The organism is Natribacillus halophilus (genome assembly GCF_900100185.1).
Taxonomy (GTDB): Bacteria; Bacillota; Bacilli; order Bacillales; family Marinococcaceae; genus Natribacillus; species Natribacillus halophilus.
The window spans coordinates 118,426-137,638 of record NZ_FNEN01000008.1 but is presented as its reverse complement, the minus strand read 5'-3'; the positions used below and the strand labels follow the sequence as shown (position 1 = coordinate 137,638).

Below are 19,213 nucleotides of genomic sequence, written 5' to 3'. Positions count from 1 at the left end.
GTTTGGGTTTTGGGGTATGAAATCAAGTGAATCATCCCCCGCGGTCTATCCGATTCGGTCTTTGGGTATGAAATCAAGTGAATCATCCCTCACGGGCGAGTCCGCTCGGGTTTTGGGGGATGAAATCAAGGAAATCATCCCTCACGGACCAGTCCGCCCGGCTTTTGGGGTATGAAATCAAGCAAATCATCCCCCACGAGCTAGTTCGATCTCCTTTTGAGGGATGATATCGAGATGTAATACTGAAATCATGCTATTGTACTTCGATATCAATCAGCATAATATGAAGCTGGCCCATCTCCTACGCGTTTGAAATGATTGGTGAGCGCTCTTACAACTTTTTTCCGATCACCTTCTACCGCGCACCATTCACAGATCGTGTTGCTCGTGATTTTTCTGTCGGGAAAAAGGAGTTTGAATGCTTCCGCACTCCGGATGATCGCGGCTTGAGCATTTTCTTTGTGCCCACAGCCTCCACACACCCATGATCGTCCCTTTTCAAGCATAAAAGATCCACAGTCACCGCAAACAACACCTTTTTTCAATTGCTCAAAGCTGTACTTCGGCTTCTCGATATTAGGTGGCTCGTCTGAATGCAGCGCAACCAACTGCTCAGCCAGCTTTTCATCGCCCCGATTAAGTTTCGAGTCAATATTGTTTAATTTTTTCATAAATGGTTTAAGTTGGCTGTGGAAAACCGCGGGTAATTTCGGTTGGGCATTGTAGAGTGTAAACTCGGGGTTGATAAAAATAAGGAAGGATTCGATCGGGAGGTTTATGCCAAGACGCCGTTGGAGCAATTGACGCAAGAGGGATTTGGCTCTTTCCATCTGATATAACGGGTTATTTATTTCACGACCCGCGAGCGAGGACCATGTATTAGCGTCAACATAGAAATCGCCTTCAAAATTTTTGGAATCAAAGACATGAATCATTTCTTGAAAAATAAGGAGCGAATCAATTTGAAAAACCTTTCGCTTGTGTTCGAGCAACAGATCGTTGACGACAAGGCAATCGTTGACAAGCCCTTGCTCAATCCAGGCGTCCATCTGTAACTCACCGGCATACCCCTTTTCAAGATGCAAATAATATTGCCGGTCGGGGAGCTGCATACGCGGATGCAACAATCGCAAAATTTTCAATTCGGCAGACGGCTCGCGTTCTTTAATTTTTCTCATCGCCCACTTCCTTTCGTTTTTTGTCAGTATAGCACAGATATCCAACTTAAGTACAATATTTATCACATAATTGCAAATATCGGTATATTTTGGCTTTCTTTTTCTGATACAATGGTAGCATGCAAAATGTAATGAACATAGGAGAGATCGATCCGGATGAAAAAATATCTACTGCCTTTTCTTTTCGTGAGTCTGGCGGCTTGCTCACAGGAGCCGACGCCGGATGAAGTGATGGACGAATTTGTGGATGCGTGGAATGAACGGGATTTTGCACAAATGTATACATATATTTCGGAAGAGACGCAGGATGACATAGATCAGGAAACATTTGTGGAACGTTATGAAACGATTTATGAAAGCGTTGAAGCCGAGGATCTAAGCGTTACAACAACCGCCATTCCCGAAGAGGAAGAGGAGGAAGAAGCGCCCCGTCCGTATGAAGTTTCCATGCAAACCGTCGCGGGGGAGGTTGCTTTTGACGGTGAAGCCGATTTCGTTGAAGAAGAGACCGAGGATGGCGATATGTGGAAAATAAACTGGGATTCGTCGTTTATTTTTCCGGAACTTGAGGATGGGGATACCGTAGAAGTGATATCTGAAGAACCTGAGCGCGGGGAAATTCTCGATCAGGATGAAGACGGTCTTGCTGTCAATACGTCCGTGGATGAAGTCGGGCTCGTGCCCGGTGAAATGGACGAAGATACCGTTGAAGAGGTATCCGAGATTACAGACGTATCCGAAGAGGACATCGAAACTGAACTTGAAGCTGACTGGGTTGGGGACGAAACGTTTGTACCTGTAACCAAGCTTCAGCCAGGCGAGGGTGACACCGTCGAAGCGCTTCTGGAAAGTGACGGCGTGATGATTCAGGAATCCACATCGCGCTATTATCCGCTTGCTGAAGAAGCTGCCCACATCACGGGTTATATTCGTGAAGTGAATGCCGACGATTTAGAGGAATTGCCGTCGGATGAATACGACGCTGGTTCCGTTGTAGGAAGCAGTGGCCTGGAAAATGTTTATGAAGAGACGTTGCGGGGATCTACCGGCTGGGAGATTATCATTCCGGAAAGTGAAGAAGTGATTGCCGAAAAAGAAGTCGAAGACGGCGAGGATGTGGTGACAACCATTGACGCTGATTTTCAGGAGAGCATGTTTTCGGAGATGGACGGCGACTCCGGGGCCGGTGTAGCCCTGCACCCTGAAACGGGTGAAACCATTGGTCTGGTGAGTACCCCGACGTATGATCCGAATCATTTTGTGTTTGGCTGGCCGGAAGGAGCGTTCGAGGAAGCCAATGAAGATCCGGAATCGCCTTTTTCGGCAAATTTTAACAATCTGTACTCTCCCGGTTCTACGATCAAGCCGCTGACGGCTTCGATTGCTCTGGAGGATGATAGCCTGGATGCTGAAGAAGTAAAAAATATTGAAGGCGAAAGTTGGCAACCGGATGACAGTTGGGGTGAATACGAAGTGACGCGCGTATCCGATCGATTAACGGAAGTTGATCTGGAGGATGCATTGATAACGTCCGACAACATTTATTTTGCACAAGCTGCGCTTGATACGGGCAGCAGTGACTTTGCGGAGGGCATGCAACATTTTGGGTTTGAAGAAAATGTACCGTATGAATTCCCGGTCAGTGAATCCGAGCTCGCCGACAATGGCCTGGATGAGGATATGCTGCTCGCCGATACCGGTTACGGCCAAGGGGAAATGCTGATGTCTCCGCTTCATTTGGCCGCAGCATTCACACCATTCCTGAATGATGGGGATATGTTAGCGCCGACGCTGGAAGTTGAGGATGAATCCCCGGAGATTTGGCACGAGTCGGTAACGCCATCTGAAGATATTGACATCATTACCGAAGGGTTGCGCGGCGTTGTTGAAGATGACCAAGGCTCTGCATATGAACCGGTCATGGATGATATCACGATTGCCGGGAAAACAGGGACAGCGGAGCTGAAGACTTCCCAGGAAGATGAAAACACAGAGGACTTACAAAATGGCTGGTTCGTGGCATATGATTATGAAGACGAAGGCCTGCTCGTTTCCATGATGATCGAAGATGTCGCTGACCGTGGCGGCAGTGCATATACTGTGGAAAAAGTAAAGCATTTGTTTGAGTGATGTGGAAAATAAAATTGTGCACGTTGGGGATAAATCGCCCCTATCCACTGCCAACAACGCTGCACTTGTGAACAGCCAAACTGTGGATCATTTGGCTGTTCTGTGGGTAAAGCCCTAGGATAACCGCCTGATCAGGGGATCATTTGTGCATAACTCTGTGGAAACTGTGGAAAGCCCGATCATTCATTCGGAGTCCTCTAGCTGCAATGTTTCCCAGTGATCCATGAGTCGTTCCAATTCCGCTTCCTTCTCCTCGATGTCTTCCTGAATACGGGCGGCACGGGGGAAGTCTTCGTAGATATCAGGGTCAAGCAGTGATGATTGCAGGGCTTCCGTTTCTTCTTCGAGTTGGCTGATCTTTTCCTCGGTGGCTTCGATGTCCCGGCGGCGCCTGCGCGCCGCTTTTTTGTCCTCTTTGTCCTGTTCAAATGCGCTTTTATCCGAACTTTCGGTGGCAGGTGCTTTTGTTGATTCGGTTTGCAGGAGAGCCCGTTCCTTTTCCTCCGCTTTCTTTTCCAAATAGTAATCGTAGTTGCCGAGGTAGGTATGCAATTGTTGCTCCCGGGAAAATTCGATGGTGCGTGTGGACATCCGGTTTAGGAAATACCGGTCATGTGAAATGAACACCATCGTCCCCGGATACTCAAGAAGAGCCCCTTCCAGAATTTCTTTGCTATCAAGATCGAGGTGGTTCGTCGGTTCATCGAAAAGGAGCAGGTTGGCTTTTTGCATCATCAGTTTGGCAAGGGTGAGCCGCGCTTTTTCACCGCCGCTGAGATTGTGGACAAGTTTATACACATCCTCTCCACTGAAAAGAAACCGTCCCAACACCGCGCGAATTTCTTTTTCTATGATGCGTGGGTGCTCATCCCACAATTCATCGAGCGCTGTCTTTTTCGGGTTGAGCTGCGTTTGCTCCTGGTCATAATAGCCGACGGTGACTTTGCTTCCGTAGTGAACCTCTCCTGCAGAAGCTTCGAGTCGATCGCCGAGAATTTTAAGGAAAGTCGTTTTACCTGTGCCGTTAGGGCCAATGATCGCGACGTTTTCTCCTTTGTTCACAGCCAGGTCGATATCACTGAACAGAGGATCATTCCCGGGGTAAGAAAATGTAAGCCTATGCGCGGAAAGCACGTCGTTACCACTCGCCTGTGCGATTTCAAAAGACATCGACGCGCTTTTGGGATCCGCGAGAGGCGCTTCGACCCGCTCCATGTTTTCCAGCTGTTTGCGCCGGCTTTGCGCCCGTTTTGACGTAGAAGCACGGGCGATGTTTTTGGCAATGAACGTTTCCATTTGCGCAATTTCATCTTGTTGTTTGTCATACGCCTTCTGCTGGAGCCCCACGTCTTTAGCCCGTTTCTCCAGGAATTGACTGTAGTTGCCGTGATACAACGTGGCTTTCGTATGAGCGATTTCGTACACTTTCGTGACGATTTTATCCAAAAAGTAGCGATCGTGGGAGACGATCAAGACGGCGCCTTCATAACCGTTCAAGTAATTTTCCAGCCATGTTAACGTTTCGATGTCCAGATGGTTGGTCGGCTCGTCCAGAATAAGAAGGTCCGGTTTGGAAAGTAATAGTTTCCCGAGGGCGAGACGCGTCTTCTGACCGCCGCTTAATGACGAGACCGGCAAGTCATAGGAGAGATGATCGAAATTCAGCCCCGAAAGGATACCGCGCATATCAGCCTCGTACTGATAGCCGCCGGAGACCCTGAAATATTCAAGCTTTTCATCGTATTCATTAACGACGGATTCATATATTTTATCGTTTTCATAGACGGAGGGGTCGGCCATCTTCATTTCCAGCTCGCGGATGTCCGCTTCGATCTCGCGAAGAGACGAGAAGACCGTCAGCAGTTCGTTCCAGATCGTACGGGTGGATTCAAGGCCGGTATCCTGGGCGAGAAACCCCATCGTGTGTGATTTCGGCATCATGATAGAGCCGCTGTCGTAGGGTTCCTGACCGGTCATAATGTTAAGCAATGTTGTTTTCCCGCTCCCGTTGCGACCGACGAGCGCAACCCGCTCCCCGTTTTTGATTTCCATCTTTATATCTTGTAAAATCTGTTCTGCACCAAAAGATTTCGTTATGCGATCACATTGTAAAATAATCATTGGATTCATCCTTTACGCTCCGGTAATGACAAGTGTAGCAAACATGTTATACTAAAGAAAGGTAGAAAAAGTGGAGGCTTTTCATGGACGGACAGCAAAAAATTCCGCAGGCAACCGCGAAAAGGCTGCCGCTTTATTATCGTTATCTGGAATATTTATACACTTCGGGTAAGATGAGAGTGTCGTCAACCGAATTGAGCCGCGCTGTCAAAATTGACTCCGCGACGATTCGTCGAGATTTTTCCCATTTTGGCGCACTCGGACGTAAAGGGTATGGATATGATGTCCAGCGTCTGCTCGCTTTTTTTCGAAAAACGTTGGACCAGGATGAGGTAACCCCCGTTATTCTCATCGGGGTTGGGAATCTGGGAAAAGCGCTGCTGAATTATAATTTCGCCAAGAACAATAATATCCATATCGTCAAAGCGTTTGATACGAACGAGACGATAGTCGGGAAAGACATCGGCGGGGTGCCCGTCATGGATATGGACGCGTTGAAAACGGAAGTGGACGAGTCGACACGGGTGGCGATTATCGCCGTTCCGTCATCAGCTGCACAAGTGGTGGCCGATCAGCTTGCGCATACACCGGTTGAAGGGATTTTAAACTTTACATCGTCCCGTATAACTGTACCCCCACATATACGGGTACATCACATTGATTTATCGGTTGAATTGCAATCGCTCGTTTATTTCCTAAAGCATTATCCACTATAGATAAGGAGGCATTCACAATGGGTGGTATAGGCGGACCGAGCCTTATTTTAATCATCATCGTCGCGCTGTTCCTGTTCGGACCGAATAAGTTACCGGAAATGGGAAAAGTCGCCGGGAAGACGTTGCGGGAATTCAAAAGTGCCACAAAAGGACTGACAGACCATCATTCTGAAGAGAAGAAAGAGAACAAGGATTACGATAGATAGGATGGGTATTCGATGAATCAACGGGATATGACGTTCCGTGCCCATTTTGAAGAGTTACGGAAACGATTGATTTTTAGCGCCTTATTTCTTGTAGTGGGCTTGGGTGTCGGGTTTTTCCTGGCACCGACGGTCGTAGAATACTTGCAAAGCATTCCGGAAGCGCAGGATTTTCCGATGAACGCGTTTCAATTAACGGATCCGTTGCGAGTGTATATAAATTTTGCTTTCTTTATCTCGATCATTCTTGTGCTGCCGGTGATTTTATATCAGGTTTGGGCGTTTATAGCCCCGGGGCTTGCTGAAAAAGAGCGAAAGATCACGCTTTCCTATATTCCAATAGCAACGGTACTGTTTTTGGGAGGGATCGCGTTTTCTTTTTATGTCCTTTTGCCATATATTATGGATTTTCTCGGGGATCTTGCCGAGCGCCTCAACATTACAGAGCAATATGGGATTAATGAATATTTTTCCTTCCTGTTTCGCCTGACATTGCCGTTTGGGTTTATTTTTCAACTCCCGGTTGTTGTGATGTTTCTTACTCGACTAGGGCTGATAACGCCCATGTTCTTAACTCGCATTCGGAAATACGCTTATTTTGCATTGCTTGTGATCGCGGCTTTCATTACCCCGCCTGAACTTGTGTCACACCTGATTGTTACGGTGCCGTTATTTTTGTTGTATGAACTGAGTGTCGTTATCTCCCGTTATGCGTTTAGGAAGCGGATGAGAGAAGATGCCGCCAGGCAAAGGGAGATGGCGGAAAATCAGATGTAGATAAAAAAAGAGTGTGAGGTATTCAACTCCTCGACACTCTTTTTTATTTACTTCGCTTTATTGTTGGCCTTGCTTGTCGTTCGTCCTTTTTTTAAAGGTGTTCCAGGCAATGATATAGTCGAGGGCAGCCAAGCCGAGAAAAAGGTAAGGAATGATGCCCCAGCCCTGCAGCTGGACATGAATGATCGCGAAGCCGACAAACAAAGTTCCGACAAAAGTATAGGCAAATCCCATTATCATGGAATCAAGGCTCCCAACAGCCCGGTAATCATCTGCAGACTCTCTTCCATTTGTTCGACATCCTCGGGGTCAATACCAAGGAGAACGGGAAGGGAGGCAAATGCGTTCATCAGCACATGGGCAAGAATCGGAACGATAATCCGTTTTGATAGGGCGTATAAATAGGCAAACAGAAAGCCTAGCACCATGTATACGAGCATGTGCGAAAAATCCAGATGAATCACGGCGAAGATCACCGAGCTGATAAGTCCGGCCCAAAAGAAGTTCATCTTTCTATAAAGATGTCCGAAGATCGCCTGCCGAAACACTATTTCTTCAATAATGGGGCCGATCAAGGCAACGGTCACGATCATCCAAATGTTCTCGCTCATAATATCGAGAATCAGTTCTGTGTTTTCGGATTCCGGCTGGATTCCGAGGACTGAACTTTGAAATTCAATGATGACGACTTGAGCAATAAGCGCGACAAAAAAACCACCGATGACCAAAAGGATAGACAAGCCTGCATTTAAAGGAGCTTGCTTGCTACGCAACGGATCAGGTTCTTTGCGGATGAGAAACCATATCACAATTAAACCGATCGTAAAGCTAATAATAATAGCCGTTGTCGTAGCCGTATCCCAGGAGAAACCGAATGCCATCAGCGGGAGCGCGAGAAGGCCGCCCAATAATTGCACGGCTATAAAAGTGACAATCACTAACCAATATCGTAAACTCAAAAAGCACGACTCCTTTTATTAAAATGGCTTTTTACATTGTATCATAGCATAAGGCTAACACGCAGAAAGTTCAAATTCATGTCATAGCTACGAAGATCAACAGAAAAAATTTTCAACGGACGGGGCTTGCAAAAGAAGCGCGAACCTTTTATCATTGTAAGTGGCGTTAGCACTCGATGATGACGAGTGCTAACAAGAAGAACTGTTCACAATTTATTTTAAAGGAGGGTGTTTTCCTTGTTGAAGCCATTAGGTGATCGAATTGTCATCGAGCAAGTGGAACAAGAAGAACAAACAGCAAGTGGCATTGTCCTTCCTGATTCCGCGAAGGAGAAACCGCAAGAAGGGAAAGTCGTTGCTGTCGGAAGTGGACGGGTAACCGATAATGGTGAAAAAGTCGCTCCCGAAGTGAATGAAGGCGACGCGATCATTTTCTCCAAATACGCGGGCACGGAAGTGAAATACAACGAAAAAGAATACCTGATTTTGCGTGAAAGTGATATTCTCGCGGTCGTTGGGTAAAAACGTTTCGTAGGCATTGTCGCCTACATATTTGACAAATAGGAGGGAATACACAATGGCTAAAGATATTCGTTTTAGCGAAGACGCTCGCCGCGCATTGGTGCGAGGTGTAGACGAGCTTGCAAACGCTGTAAAAGTAACATTGGGACCAAAAGGACGAAACGTCGTTCTTGAGAAAAAATTCGGCTCTCCGCTCATTGCCAATGACGGGGTAACCATTGCCAAGGAAATTGAACTCGAAGACAACTTCGAAAATATGGGTGCGCAACTCGTATCCGAAGTGGCCAACAAAACAAACGACATCGCCGGTGACGGTACAACGACCGCCACAGTTTTGGCGCAGGCAATGATTCAGGAAGGACTCAAAAACGTTACTTCCGGAGCCAGCCCAATGAGCATTCGCCGCGGGATCGAGAAAGCGACGGCAGCTGCTGTCAAGGAACTGCAAACGATTTCCAGTGATGTTGAAGGCCGTGAGTCCATTAAGCAAGTGGGTACCGTCTCTGCGAATGACGAAGAAGTCGGCGAATTCATTGCCGAAGCAATGGGTCGCGTAGGAAACGACGGCGTCATCACAGTGGAAGAATCAAGAGGATTGGACACTGAACTGGAAGTTGTTGAAGGGATGCAGTTCGATCGCGGCTACGCGTCTCCTTACATGGTGACTGACAATGATTCTATGGAAGCAAGCCTGGATGACCCTTACATTTTGATTACAGACAAGAAAATCACGAATATCCAGGAAGTATTGCCGCTGCTTGAGCAAGTCGTGCAACAAAACAAGCCGATCCTTATCGTGGCTGAAGATGTTGAAGGTGAAGCGCTTGCTACCCTTGTACTCAACAAGCTTCGCGGCACATTCAACGCTGTTGCCGTAAAAGCACCTGGCTTCGGTGACCGCCGTAAAGCGATGCTCGAAGATCTCGCTATCCTCTCAGGTGGTACGGTGCTTACGGAAGATCTCGGTCATGACCTGAAATCGGCAAGCATTGATCAACTCGGCCGTGCCGGCAAGGTTGTTATCACGAAAGACAATACAACCGTTGTTGAAGGTGCAGGCGAGCCTGAGCAACTCAGCGGCCGCATCAATCAGCTTAAATCACAGATTGATGAAACGACGTCTGACTTCGACCGTGAAAAGCTGCAAGAGCGCCTGGCAAAACTAGCCGGCGGTGTAGCCGTCATGAAAGTCGGCGCAGCTACTGAAACGGAAATGAAAGAACGTAAGCTTCGCATTGAAGACGCCTTAAACTCTACACGCGCAGCGGTAGAAGAAGGCATCGTATCCGGCGGCGGCACGGTTTTCGTGAATGTGTATAACGCCGTAAAAGCAGTAGAAGCCGAAGGTGACGAATCAACCGGTGTGAGCATCGTTCTACGTGCACTGGAAGAACCGGTTCGTCAAATGGCTACAAACGCAGGACTGGAAGGTTCAGTCGTTGTTGAGCGTCTCAAAAACGAAGAAGTCGGCATCGGCTTCAACGCAGCAACAGGCGAATGGGTAAACATGGTTGACGCCGGCATCGTTGACCCAACAAAAGTCGCCCGTTACGCTCTCCAAAACGCGGCCTCCGTGTCCGCGATGTTCCTCACAACAGAAGCTGTTGTTGCCGACCGCCCGGAAGAAGATGACGGCGGCGGCGGTGGCGCCCCAGACATGGGCGGCATGGGAGGAATGGGCGGTATGGGCGGCATGATGTAACGAGGTTTTAAAAACCCTGTTACACCGCACCATACAGCCTTTAAACTCCATAAAAAGTAGCCAAATGGCATATTTTTGGCATACTTTTTCTCAGAAAATCAATTTTGCATCCTTTTCACGAGGTCGCTGAATTTATCAGCGGCTTCTTTTTTATGGGAATTTGTGACATGCAAATATACATCCTGCATCTTGAGTCTGTGGCTAGTTATAGAAATTAATCTTAAAAATTGTTTGCGCATGCATATAATATTCGTTATGGTATGTGAGTAAGATAAATTAAGAATAAAAGAGCGGCAGCGAAAAGGGCGCATCGGAAAATGCCGGTGGCTGATGTAGCAAATGAGCATTTTGAATATGGTAAACAAAACGGTTTGAGTGATCTCGACTGGTCTGCGATGATTAAAGCTGTAAATGACCAAACAAGGTTATAATAAGTAATATCTGATAACATTAACCACTCAGTGAATCACTGAGTGGTTAACATGTATGACTTACTTATTTTTGTATTGTGAACTAAAGACGGGCATATCCTCATCTTCACCATAAGTTTCGATAAGGGGTAGATCATTGAGGGCTTTCATGTCTTCGTCAGAGATAGTAAAGTCTACGGCAGTATTATCTTTTATATGGTTTTTGTTGGTGGATTTCGGCAATGCGACTGTACCTAATTGCAAGACATAGCGGATACTTAATTGAGCAGGTGAAGCATCGTATTTTTTGGCAATGTCTTTTACAGTAGGATGGTCAAGAATTGCACCGTGAGCGATTGGTGAGTAGGCTTCGACAACAATGTCCTGACTGTGACTGTAATCAATGACGTCGGTAGGAACATTTGTAATGTGCGTGAGGATTTGATTGACCATTGGTTTGATTTTGCCATGATTAATTAGATTTTCCAAATCCTTTTGTTCAAAGTTGGAAACACCGATTGCTCGTAGTTTCCCTGCTTCATAAGCTTCTTCCAATGCGCGCCATGCTTCTAAATTCCCTTCGAAGTAATGGTTATTCTCATCACGGAAATTTTCCCAAGGTTGCGGACTATGAATAAGCATTAAATCGACATAATCCATTTCCAGGCGTTTCAGTGATTCATCAATGGCTTTGACAGCTTCGTCATAATTTTTGATGCCGCCTTCAAGCTTTGTAGTAACAAAAACATCGTCACGATCAACATCAGATTCTCGAATAGCACGCCCTACGCCTTCTTCATTAAGATAAGCTGCGGCCGTGTCGATATGACGGTAGCCTGAGTCAAGAGCGTCTTTCACAACTTGAACAACTGTCTCGTTATCGATCATCCAGACGCCGGCACCCATTTCTGGAATTTTAACGCCATTTGATAATGCATACGTTTCATTTAATATCATCTAATGACCCTCTTTCGTTTAATTGTAATTAAGGTAAGCCTTTAATCACCAACAACTTTAGCTCACTGACCTGGAATAATACCTGCTTTATTTTGATACCATAATACTGTCTCTCTTTTAAACCGTATTTTCAAGAGAATACGCTTGCCGCGAATTTAAATAAGTCATTCCCTGCGTTTTCTCTTACACAATAAGCTTACTACTTATAGTTAACTCTAGGTCAACCGATGAGTTTATTTTTTTTAAATCATTTTACGGTGTTTTGGTTTTTTATTTTGTTGGCTATCCTGTGACCAGGATCATATATTTTGCACTTTTTATATATTAAGATTCAAGTCCAAGTGATGAGGTGAAAAAGGGGTAGAAAAATATATGAAAAAAGGTTCATTGGCGGTACTTCAACTAATACTCATCTTAACCGTTGCAGCTTGTGACGAAAGTACAATAAACGAAGGAGAACCGGAGAATATCAAGAAAATGGTGCAAGAGTACAGTGTTGGGAGTTTTGCTGATGTGTCTGCCTCCATTACTTCGGAAGAACTGCTTGTCACTGACAGTAATAATAACGATACCGCGTATGATCTCCCGAATGATGAATTCTTTGTGTCGATGGCACCGTATATTGATACAACACACCCTTGTACCGATCATAGTCTAACTGGTTGCCAAGGGGAATTGCCGGAGAAGGAATTCGATGTACATATTCAGGATGAAGATGGTCATGTCGTTGTTGACGAAACGATGACTACGTTGGCAAATGGGTTCATTGATTTATGGTTACCTCGCGACCAAACATATCAAGTTCAAATAGAGTATGAAGGTAAAACAGCGGAAGCGGAAATATCTACGTTTGAAGGAGACGCGACTTGTATAACAACCATTCAGTTATCTTAGTGTGAAAAGAGGTTCCCAATATTGCCTGGGAACCCTTTATCATCCTTACATTCTAAGTGTTTGGGCATTGATGGCGACAATAACAGTGCTTAGTGACATAAGCACCGCACCGACGGCGGGATCAAGCAGAAATCCCCACCCGGCAAGCACACCTGCCGCGAGTGGAATCGCGACGATGTTGTAGCCAGCAGCCCACCAGAGGTTTTGGATCATCTTGCGATAAGTGACCCTTGACAGATCGACAATCGATACAATATCGAGCGGATCGCTATTGACGAGTACAACATCGGCCGTCTCCATGGCAACGTCCGTGCCTGCGCCGACGGCAACGCCGAGATCGGCATTGGCGAGTGCGGGTGCATCATTGATGCCGTCCCCGGTCATCCCGACACGTTCCCCGTCTTTCTTCAATTCTTTAACTTTTTCCGCCTTTTCATGCGGGAGAACTTCGGCAATGACTTGATCGATGCCAATCTGTTTGGCGACTTCATGGGCGACTTTCTCGTTGTCTCCGGTTAGCATCACGGTTTCGATTCTCATTTGATGCAAGCGCTCAACAGCTTCTTTTGCGGATTCTTTCACAGCATCAGCCAAGGCAATGGCACCGAGTAAAGTCTGCTCCTGAAGGACATAAACAACGGTTTTGCCTGTTTCCGAGAGCTTCGATAAATGCTGCTCGTCATAGCTGATCCCTTCTCTTTGCAGATAACCCGGACTGACGACCGAAATAATCTTGCCATCAACGTTTCCGGTAATGCCTGCTCCTGTCATTGAATCAAAGTTTTCCGGTTGGGGGATGTCGATGTTCGCTTCGTTGACTTTCGCTACAATACCGGCAGCAATTGGATGCTCCGATTGTGACTCAAGCGAAGCGGCCAGCTTTAAAAGCTCCTCTTCGGATACACTCTCTTCCGGGAGAACATCTGTAACACCGAATTCTCCATGCGTTAAGGTTCCGGTCTTGTCAAAAATCATCGTGTCGACCCTTCGGGCGCTTTCAAATCCGATGCGGTTGCGAATGAACAACCCTTTTTGAGCCGAAATCCCCGTGGAACGGGCCGCCACTAACGGAATCGCGAGTCCGAGGGCGTGGGGACAAGAAATGACGAGAACGGTGACCATCCGAGTGACCGCGAATTCTGTGTCCACACCAAGGGCCATCCAAGTGCTGAAGGTTACGATGCCGGCCACAACAGCGACGTAGAACAGCAGACTGGCGGCGCGATCCGAAAGCATCTGTGTTTTTGATTTGCTTTCCTGAGCCTCCTTGACGAGCTGCACCACTTGCGATAGATACCCCTCATCGCTCGTCTTGGTCACTTCGATCGTCAAAGATCCGGAAGAGTTGATGGCTCCGCCAATCACTTCTTCCCCTTCACTTTTTTCAACAGGCTCGGATTCCCCGGTAAGCATCGATTCATTGATGGAAGATTTTCCACTTAAAATTTGTCCGTCCGCCGGTATTTTCTCGCCCGGCTTAATAAGCAGACGGTCGCCTTTTTTAAGCTCGGATACGGAGACAGATGTAACCTGATCGTCGTCATCCAGTTTATTCGCTTCCTGGGGCATCATTTCGACCAGGGATTCAAGGGAATCGGAAGCTTTCATCACGGATTTCATCTCAATCCAGTGACCGAGAAGCATGATGGCAACCAACGTGGCCAGTTCCCAGAAGAAGTCCATTCCTTCAAGCCCAAAGACCGTAGCGGCACTGTAGACATACGCAACGGTGATGGCAAACCCGATGAGGGTCATCATTCCCGGGGCTTTATCCTTGATCTCGCTGACAAGCCCCGTTAAAAATGGCCAGCCCCCGTAGATGAAAACGATGGTTGCCAAGATGAGTTCAACGGCCGTATCGCCGGGGAAGGCAACCGTATAATTAAAAAACATCTGGATCATATCGGACAATATGACAATCGGGATAGCCAGAATAACCGTAACGAAAAAACGTTTCTTAAAGTCGGCCATCATATCTCCGTGATCGCCATGCCCGTGGTGACCATGCCCGGAGTGGCCACCATGGCCGCCGTGATGAGCATGATCGTCATGCCCATGGTGTTCATGGTGTTCGTGATGGCTTTCGTCGTGGTGAGCATGGTGGTCATGCTCATTGTGATGGTGATGTCCTTGTTCGTGATGATCTTTATCGGACATTGTATCTCCCTCCTTACAAGCACACAATACCATTACCCGTGTAGGGTATATGTAAAACATGCTTATTTCATCCTGTCTGTATAGATTTCACCATGGGTCAAACTTTTATAACCTGCGCTTGGAAACTATCATGGCGACGCATGGGATCATTCAAAGGGTGAATATTTATGTTCGGAAAACAATTTAAGCCTTTACATACCTTATGGGGGTATGGTATATTATTTACAGACACCATGATCAGGATTTTGGAGGGAGTGAATGTAACAAGTAAAGATTTTGCTCTTGAAATACCCTACAAAGGTATCGTAACATAAATGATGAACGGGAGGGAGAAAACAATGGGAACGCAGAAAGAAGCCTCCTTGCAAATTTCCGGCATGACGTGTGCAGCGTGTGCGTCGAAAATTGAGAAAGGGCTGGCAAAAATAGATGGCGTTAGTGAAGCAAATGTGAACTTTGCGATGGAAAAAACCAATGTCATTTATGATCCCGAGCAAACGGATGTCCAGGATTTTGAAGCGAAAATTGATAAACTTGGCTACAACGTGATTCATGAACAACAAACCTTTGACATCTCGGGCATGACCTGTGCGGCTTGTGCGACAAAAATTGAAAAAAAGCTATCGAAAATGGATGGGGTCTCTTCGGCAACGGTTAACTTTGCCATGGAGAATGTTTCCGTCGAATATGATGAAGGCCAAGTCACCGTCGGAGATATGATGGAAGGGATCCGCAAATTGGGATATACCTTAAAACCGCAACAGTCACGGGAAGAAACGGTGAGTAGAAAAGACGAAGAAATACGCAAGCAAACCGGCAAATTTGTTTTTGCGGCAATTTTAACGTTGCCATTGTTGTGGACGATGGTGGCTCACTTTGAGTTTACATCCTTCCTGTATATGCCGGATATGTTTATGAACCCATGGGTGCAGCTGGCTCTGGCAGCCCCTGTACAGTTTTTCGTTGGCGCCCAGTTTTATAGTGGCTCCTACAAAGCCTTGAAAAACAAAAGTGCCAACATGGACGTATTGATTGCGCTTGGAACGACGGCGGCCTTTTTCTACAGCATCTTCCTGGGTTGGGAATGGTATGTCACTGGGCAACAAGGGATGCCGGAGCTTTACTTTGAAACGGCAGCCGTGATTATTACACTCGTGCTCCTCGGGAAATTGTTTGAAGTACGTGCCAAAGGTCGCACGAGCAAAGCGATAGAAAAGTTGCTCGGTCTGCAAGCGAAAACGGCACGCATCATTCGAAATGGCGAGGAAATGGAAGTCGCGATTGAAGAAGTGCTTGTGGGAGACACGGTTATGGTGCGCCCAGGAGAGAAAGTGCCGGTGGACGGAATGATTCATGAAGGGCAATCAGCCATGGACGAATCGATGATCACAGGTGAAAGTATTCCGATTGACAAGAAACAAGGAGACGAGGTCATCGGGTCAACGATCAATAAAAATGGCCTTCTTAAAATCGAAGCGACGAAAGTCGGGAAAGATATGGCGCTTTCGCAAATTGTGAAAGTGGTAGAAGAAGCGCAAGGAAGCAAGGCGAATGTTCAACGGACGGTTGATAAAGTGTCAGGGATTTTTGTTCCCGTCGTTGTGTTGGTTGCCATTGCGACGTTTATTGTCTGGTATTTCATGATCGACCCCGGAGAATTACGTTCAGCGTTAGTGCCCCTCATTACGATCCTTGTCATCGCTTGCCCCTGTGCGCTTGGATTAGCGACACCAACTTCTATTATGGCGGGTACGGGTCGTTCTGCTGAGAATGGTGTACTCTTTAAGGGTGGTGAACACCTGGAAAGCACCCGTGGCGTCCAAACGATCGTGCTTGACAAGACGGGCACGGTGACAAAGGGCGAACCTGCATTGACAGATGTTGAAGTGGCTCCCGATTTCAGTGAAGAAACGGTGCTTGCGATTGTCGGTGCCGTGGAGAAAAACTCGGAACACCCCCTCGCAGAAGCGATGGTCAAAGGCATTGAAGAAAAAGGGATTGCTTTGAGAGAGGCTGAAGATTTCGAAGCACTGCCAGGGTTTGGTGTTCGTGCCGTTGTCGGTGGAGAAGAAGTTCTCGTCGGCACACGAAAACTCATGCAGAAATCATCTGTTACGATTGGATCTGCCGATGAAGAGATGTCCGCTCTTGAGAAAGAAGGGAAGACAGCGATGCTCATTGCCATAGGCGGCACGTATGCCGGCATGATTGCCGTTGCCGATACGGTGAAAGAAACATCCAAAAACGCGATCGAGCGGATGCATGACCTTGGGTTGGAAGTGGCGATGCTAACAGGAGACAACCAGCAAACAGCAGAAGCGATCGGCAAGCAAGTCGGGATTGACCGTGTGATTGCGGAAGTCGTCCCGGAACAAAAAGCCGAAGAAATCAAAAAAATCCAGAACCAGGACAAAAAAGTCGCGATGGTTGGCGACGGTATTAACGATGCACCGGCACTCGCGGTTGCCGATATTGGAATGGCGATCGGAACAGGGACGGATGTGGCGATTGAAGCCGCCGATATTACACTTATGCGCGGTGATTTGCACAGCGTGGCTGACAGCGTTCAGCTCAGTACGAAAACGTTCCGTAACATTAGGCAGAATCTGTTCTTTGCCTTCTTTTACAATACGGCTTCCATCCCGGTGGCTGCAGCCGGTCTGCTTGCCCCATGGGTAGCCGGGGCGGCGATGGCCTTCAGTTCGGTATCCGTCGTCTTGAATGCCTTGCGTTTGCAACGGTTGAAGTTAAGCCGATAACAAGGAGGAAAGACCATGAAAATCAAATATTGGGCGCTCGTGGGGGTGTTGTATGTAGCGGTGGTTATTGGCGGTTACACGGCCATCACGGGTGAGAACCCGTTAGAGAGCACTGATATGCATACAGACCATGCTAATGCTGAAGAAACAGACGAAGCATCTGACGTTCATACCGACGTTACCTATAACGATGATGAGGTACGTGTTCAGCTGGAAGATATACACGGAACTGTACCGGAGCTGGAAGAAACCCACGAAGAAGAGATGCATTTGATCATCGTCTCCAATGATCTGGAAGACTATATCCACCTCCATCCGGAACGCGCGGAGGACGGCATCTATACTGCGCCGACAGACCTTGAGAACGGCCATTACCAAGCCTTTGTCGATATGGCCCCGAAAGATCGGAACTATGTTGTTCAGCCTAATGACCTTCAGGTAGGCGAGGGAGAGCAGGTCAGTCCCTCGGCTTCTCTCTCGGCGAGTGAAGATCTGACACAAGAGATCAATGGAAAGACAGTCACCCTCGAGACCGAAGGATTGAGCACGAGCGATACAGCGAACCTTGATTTTGATTTGCATGGTGAAGAGCCGGAGCCCTATTTGGGTGCGCTTGGCCATGTCGTTATTCTTGATGAAAACGCGGAGACATTTATTCATGTTCACCCGACTTCGGATCATGCCACCACTTTCGAAACTCATATTGATCAGCCGGGGCTGTATAAAGCATGGGCAGAATTTAAATATGAAGATACCGGTGTTATCGCCTTTCCATTTACCTTTCAGGTAGACGAAGGAGAGGGGGACCACCATGTATGAACTCGAACTGTATACCCATCCCCTTTGCTCGGATTGCAAGGAAAGTAAAGCATATTTGAACGAACAAAATGTGGCTTACACGGAATATGACGTAAGCAAGGCACCCGAGAAAGAAGAAGCTTTAAAAAAACAGACCGGATCGAAAATTGTGCCGGGTTTTGTTTTCAGCCAAAAATCACTGCTGGGAAAAATGAAAAAACCACTCGTCTTTACAGGGTTTGAGCGCAATGCGTCTGCAATCAAAACACTGATTCAAAAGATGTGATTTTTAAAAGGAGGGATCGTTATGTAGGTGGTCATCTGTAACAGCACTCTTTCAAATACAAATCATGATCAAGAAAGGAGCAAGTATCATGCAGGAAACAACGTTAAATGTTAAAGGAATGTCTTGTAGCCATTGCGTGAGTTCCATTGAAGGCAATGTCGGCAACCTCAATGGCGTCGACCGTGTGAAAGTTCATCTAAATGAAGGGCAAGTAGACGTTTCTTTTGATTCGGCCACTGTAGATTTAGACACCATTACGGAAGAGATTGAAGATCAAGGATATGACGTAGGTTAACAGGAGTGGGGTTGTGCATGTATGCACAACCTCTATTCACTAATTGAAAGGAGAAAATATTTATGCAAACACAGGAAAAAGGAACGGTTCAGCCGAACAAACAAGAATTACTCAATCGTTTGAAGCGCATCGAAGGTCAAGTGCGTGGCGTACAAAAAATGATTGATGATGATAAGTATTGCGTGGATATCCTTCACCAAATCACAGCCATTCAATCGGCAATGAAAAAGGTGAGTGTTGTGCTAATGGAAGATCACACCCATCACTGTGTCGCTAATGCGATCGAAAAAGGCAACAAGGAAGAAAGCATTGAGGAATTGATGGATGTCATGAAGCGCATGATGTGATG

Annotated in this window: 18 protein-coding genes; 12 read left to right on the top strand and 6 right to left on the bottom strand. The window is 46.9% G+C overall.

Features of this window, described 5'->3' with window-relative positions:
• Nucleotides 1-269: 269 nt before the first annotated feature.
• Complete coding sequence (locus BLS58_RS10710) at nt 270-1,178, bottom strand: nuclease-related domain-containing protein (RefSeq protein ID WP_090398759.1); 909 nt, start codon at nt 1,176-1,178, stop codon at nt 270-272.
• Between the two features lie 156 nt (nt 1,179-1,334).
• Here BLS58_RS10710 and BLS58_RS10705 point away from each other — a divergent pair, with 156 nt between their 5' ends.
• Nucleotides 1,335-3,308: a penicillin-binding transpeptidase domain-containing protein gene (locus BLS58_RS10705; protein ID WP_090398757.1), complete on the top strand. Its 1,974-nt coding sequence runs from the start codon at nt 1,335-1,337 to the stop codon at nt 3,306-3,308.
• A gap of 183 nt (nt 3,309-3,491) precedes the next feature.
• Here BLS58_RS10705 and BLS58_RS10700 read toward each other — a convergent pair whose 3' ends face one another.
• The gene (locus tag BLS58_RS10700) at nt 3,492-5,429 is read right to left on the bottom strand and encodes an ABC-F family ATP-binding cassette domain-containing protein (RefSeq protein ID WP_090398755.1); all 1,938 of its coding nucleotides are present in this window, start codon (nt 5,427-5,429) and stop codon (nt 3,492-3,494) included.
• An 83-nt stretch (nt 5,430-5,512) separates the two neighbouring features.
• On the opposite strand from BLS58_RS10700, the gene BLS58_RS10695 reads away from it, so the two are divergent.
• The 3 genes from BLS58_RS10695 to tatC are packed head-to-tail and all read left to right on the top strand — an operon-like array spanning nt 5,513 to nt 7,125.
• Complete coding sequence (locus tag BLS58_RS10695) at nt 5,513-6,145, top strand: redox-sensing transcriptional repressor Rex (RefSeq protein ID WP_090398754.1); 633 nt, start codon at nt 5,513-5,515, stop codon at nt 6,143-6,145.
• A gap of 17 nt (nt 6,146-6,162) precedes the next feature.
• Nucleotides 6,163-6,351 carry a twin-arginine translocase TatA/TatE family subunit gene (locus tag BLS58_RS10690; RefSeq protein WP_090398752.1) on the top strand — a complete coding sequence of 63 codons (189 nt, stop codon included), beginning with the start codon at nt 6,163-6,165 and terminating at the stop codon, nt 6,349-6,351.
• 12 nt (nt 6,352-6,363) lie between these two features.
• A complete protein-coding gene (gene tatC / locus BLS58_RS10685; protein ID WP_090398750.1) occupies nt 6,364-7,125 on the top strand; it encodes a twin-arginine translocase subunit TatC in 762 nt (253 codons plus the stop codon).
• Nucleotides 7,126-7,182: 57 nt separating this feature from the next.
• Here the strand turns inward: tatC and BLS58_RS10680 are convergent, their stop codons facing one another.
• Together BLS58_RS10680 and BLS58_RS10675 are read right to left on the bottom strand one after the other, a co-directional pair.
• Nucleotides 7,183-7,365 (bottom strand): hypothetical protein, encoded by a 183-nt coding sequence (locus BLS58_RS10680; RefSeq protein ID WP_090398748.1) that lies wholly within the window; start codon nt 7,363-7,365, stop codon nt 7,183-7,185.
• Nucleotides 7,362-8,084 carry a CPBP family intramembrane glutamic endopeptidase gene (locus BLS58_RS10675; protein ID WP_090398746.1) on the bottom strand — a complete coding sequence of 241 codons (723 nt, stop codon included), beginning with the start codon at nt 8,082-8,084 and terminating at the stop codon, nt 7,362-7,364. Before BLS58_RS10675 ends, BLS58_RS10680 begins: the two co-directional genes overlap by 4 nt.
• A gap of 237 nt (nt 8,085-8,321) precedes the next feature.
• On the opposite strand from BLS58_RS10675, the gene groES reads away from it, so the two are divergent.
• Nucleotides 8,322-8,606 (top strand): co-chaperone GroES, encoded by a 285-nt coding sequence (gene groES, locus BLS58_RS10670; RefSeq protein WP_090398744.1) that lies wholly within the window; start codon nt 8,322-8,324, stop codon nt 8,604-8,606.
• 55 nt (nt 8,607-8,661) lie between these two features.
• Entirely contained in the window at nt 8,662-10,308 is a 1,647-nt protein-coding gene (gene groL / locus BLS58_RS10665; protein WP_090398742.1) for a chaperonin GroEL, read from the top strand.
• A gap of 491 nt (nt 10,309-10,799) precedes the next feature.
• On the opposite strand, the gene BLS58_RS10660 is transcribed toward groL, so the two are convergent.
• Nucleotides 10,800-11,675, bottom strand: coding sequence for an aldo/keto reductase (locus BLS58_RS10660; RefSeq protein ID WP_090398740.1), 876 nt, complete (start codon nt 11,673-11,675; stop codon nt 10,800-10,802).
• A gap of 372 nt (nt 11,676-12,047) precedes the next feature.
• Between BLS58_RS10660 and BLS58_RS10655 the strand changes: the two genes are divergently transcribed.
• A complete protein-coding gene (locus BLS58_RS10655) occupies nt 12,048-12,569 on the top strand; it encodes a CueP family metal-binding protein (protein ID WP_090398737.1) in 522 nt (173 codons plus the stop codon).
• Nucleotides 12,570-12,614: 45 nt separating this feature from the next.
• On the opposite strand, the gene BLS58_RS10650 is transcribed toward BLS58_RS10655, so the two are convergent.
• Complete coding sequence (locus BLS58_RS10650) at nt 12,615-14,726, bottom strand: copper-translocating P-type ATPase (protein ID WP_090398735.1); 2,112 nt, start codon at nt 14,724-14,726, stop codon at nt 12,615-12,617.
• A gap of 338 nt (nt 14,727-15,064) precedes the next feature.
• On the opposite strand from BLS58_RS10650, the gene BLS58_RS10645 reads away from it, so the two are divergent.
• From BLS58_RS10645 to BLS58_RS10625, 5 genes are all read left to right on the top strand, one after another.
• On the top strand, nt 15,065-17,485 hold the full coding sequence (locus BLS58_RS10645) for a heavy metal translocating P-type ATPase (RefSeq protein ID WP_090398732.1): 2,421 nt from the start codon (nt 15,065-15,067) through the stop codon (nt 17,483-17,485).
• 15 nt (nt 17,486-17,500) lie between these two features.
• A complete protein-coding gene (locus BLS58_RS10640; protein WP_245723139.1) occupies nt 17,501-18,304 on the top strand; it encodes a hypothetical protein in 804 nt (267 codons plus the stop codon).
• Nucleotides 18,297-18,569 (top strand): glutaredoxin family protein, encoded by a 273-nt coding sequence (locus tag BLS58_RS10635; protein WP_090398730.1) that lies wholly within the window; start codon nt 18,297-18,299, stop codon nt 18,567-18,569. The genes BLS58_RS10640 and BLS58_RS10635 overlap by 8 nt, the downstream gene beginning before the upstream one ends.
• An 88-nt stretch (nt 18,570-18,657) precedes the next feature.
• Nucleotides 18,658-18,864 (top strand): copper chaperone CopZ, encoded by a 207-nt coding sequence (copZ, locus tag BLS58_RS10630; RefSeq protein ID WP_090398728.1) that lies wholly within the window; start codon nt 18,658-18,660, stop codon nt 18,862-18,864.
• A 62-nt stretch (nt 18,865-18,926) separates the two neighbouring features.
• Nucleotides 18,927-19,211 carry a metal-sensitive transcriptional regulator gene (locus BLS58_RS10625; protein WP_090398726.1) on the top strand — a complete coding sequence of 95 codons (285 nt, stop codon included), beginning with the start codon at nt 18,927-18,929 and terminating at the stop codon, nt 19,209-19,211.
• The last annotated feature ends 2 nt before the right edge of the window (nt 19,212-19,213 follow it).

What these genes read in the sequence shown, in the direction of transcription:
- BLS58_RS10710 (WP_090398759.1), bottom strand. Translation starts at nt 1,178, where the DNA reads ATGAGAAAAATTAAAGAACGCGAGCCGTCTGCCGAATTGAAAATTTTG.
- BLS58_RS10705 (WP_090398757.1), top strand. Translation starts at nt 1,335, where the DNA reads ATGAAAAAATATCTACTGCCTTTTCTTTTCGTGAGTCTGGCGGCTTGC.
- BLS58_RS10700 (WP_090398755.1), bottom strand. Translation starts at nt 5,429, where the DNA reads ATGATTATTTTACAATGTGATCGCATAACGAAATCTTTTGGTGCAGAA.
- BLS58_RS10695 (WP_090398754.1), top strand. Translation starts at nt 5,513, where the DNA reads ATGGACGGACAGCAAAAAATTCCGCAGGCAACCGCGAAAAGGCTGCCG.
- BLS58_RS10690 (WP_090398752.1), top strand. Translation starts at nt 6,163, where the DNA reads ATGGGTGGTATAGGCGGACCGAGCCTTATTTTAATCATCATCGTCGCG.
- tatC (WP_090398750.1), top strand. Translation starts at nt 6,364, where the DNA reads ATGAATCAACGGGATATGACGTTCCGTGCCCATTTTGAAGAGTTACGG.
- BLS58_RS10680 (WP_090398748.1), bottom strand. Translation starts at nt 7,365, where the DNA reads ATGATAATGGGATTTGCCTATACTTTTGTCGGAACTTTGTTTGTCGGC.
- groL (WP_090398742.1), top strand. Translation starts at nt 8,662, where the DNA reads ATGGCTAAAGATATTCGTTTTAGCGAAGACGCTCGCCGCGCATTGGTG.
- BLS58_RS10660 (WP_090398740.1), bottom strand. Translation starts at nt 11,675, where the DNA reads ATGATATTAAATGAAACGTATGCATTATCAAATGGCGTTAAAATTCCA.
- BLS58_RS10655 (WP_090398737.1), top strand. Translation starts at nt 12,048, where the DNA reads ATGAAAAAAGGTTCATTGGCGGTACTTCAACTAATACTCATCTTAACC.
- BLS58_RS10650 (WP_090398735.1), bottom strand. Translation starts at nt 14,726, where the DNA reads ATGTCCGATAAAGATCATCACGAACAAGGACATCACCATCACAATGAG.
- BLS58_RS10645 (WP_090398732.1), top strand. Translation starts at nt 15,065, where the DNA reads ATGGGAACGCAGAAAGAAGCCTCCTTGCAAATTTCCGGCATGACGTGT.
- BLS58_RS10640 (WP_245723139.1), top strand. Translation starts at nt 17,501, where the DNA reads ATGAAAATCAAATATTGGGCGCTCGTGGGGGTGTTGTATGTAGCGGTG.
- BLS58_RS10635 (WP_090398730.1), top strand. Translation starts at nt 18,297, where the DNA reads ATGTATGAACTCGAACTGTATACCCATCCCCTTTGCTCGGATTGCAAG.
- copZ (WP_090398728.1), top strand. Translation starts at nt 18,658, where the DNA reads ATGCAGGAAACAACGTTAAATGTTAAAGGAATGTCTTGTAGCCATTGC.
- BLS58_RS10625 (WP_090398726.1), top strand. Translation starts at nt 18,927, where the DNA reads ATGCAAACACAGGAAAAAGGAACGGTTCAGCCGAACAAACAAGAATTA.